At 56.9% G+C, this 1,181-nt stretch carries 1 protein-coding gene; it reads left to right on the top strand.

All coding sequences use genetic code 11. From position 1 onward, the window contains the following. On the top strand, window positions 1-1,181 hold a 1,181-nt coding region (gene tuf / locus ACLD9W_RS12330), incomplete at both ends, for an elongation factor Tu (RefSeq protein ID WP_410842281.1).

The raw sequence follows: 1,181 nt of genomic DNA, 5'->3' as shown, positions 1-1,181 counted from the left end.
AAGGAAAAATTCGAACGCAGCAAACCGCACGTAAACGTTGGCACCATCGGTCACGTCGACCACGGTAAAACCACCCTGACCGCCGCACTGACCACCATTTTGGCCAAAAAATTCGGTGGCGCAGCCAAAGCCTACGACCAGATTGACAACGCCCCGGAAGAAAAAGCCCGCGGTATCACCATCAATACCTCCCACGTAGAATACGAAACCGAAGGCCGCCACTACGCCCACGTAGACTGCCCGGGTCACGCCGACTACGTGAAAAACATGATTACCGGTGCTGCCCAGATGGACGGCGCGATTCTGGTATGTTCTGCAGCTGACGGTCCTATGCCGCAAACTCGCGAACACATCCTGCTTGCCCGCCAGGTAGGCGTACCCTACATCATCGTCTTCATGAACAAATGCGACATGGTAGACGACGAAGAGCTGCTGGAACTGGTCGAAATGGAAATCCGCGACCTACTCAGCAGCTACGAGTTCCCGGGTGACGATGTGCCTATCATCAAAGGTTCCGCACTCAAAGCACTGGAAGGCGACACCTCCGACATCGGCGAAACCGCCATCTTCGCATTGGCCGACGCACTGGACAGCTATATTCCGACTCCCGAGCGTGCCGTAGACAAACCCTTCCTGCTGCCGATTGAAGACGTATTCTCCATCTCCGGCCGCGGTACCGTGGTAACCGGCCGCGTAGAGCGCGGTATCATTCACGTCGGTGACGAAATCGAAATCGTCGGCCTGAAAGAGACCCAAAAAACCACCTGTACCGGCGTCGAAATGTTCCGCAAACTGCTCGACGAAGGCCAGGCAGGCGACAACGTCGGCGTACTGCTGCGCGGTACCAAACGCGAAGAAGTGGAGCGCGGCCAGGTATTGGCCAAACCCGGTACCATCACCCCGCACACCAAATTCAAAGCCGAAGTATACGTACTGAGCAAAGAAGAGGGCGGCCGTCACACCCCGTTCTTCGCCAACTACCGTCCCCAGTTCTACTTCCGTACTACCGACGTAACCGGTGCGGTGACTCTGGAAGAAGGCGTGGAAATGGTAATGCCGGGTGAAAACGTGGCCATCACCGTTGAACTGATTGCCCCGATCGCCATGGAAGAAGGTTTGCGCTTCGCCATCCGCGAAGGCGGCCGTACCGTCGGTGCGGGTGTTGTGTCTACCGTAATCGC

The sequence above is a fragment of the Neisseria sp. WLZKY-1 genome, from assembly GCF_046546535.1.
Taxonomy (GTDB): Bacteria; Pseudomonadota; Gammaproteobacteria; order Burkholderiales; family Neisseriaceae; genus Neisseria.
The sequence above is the reverse complement of the archived record's forward strand: the minus strand, read 5'-3'. Positions and strand labels throughout refer to the sequence as shown.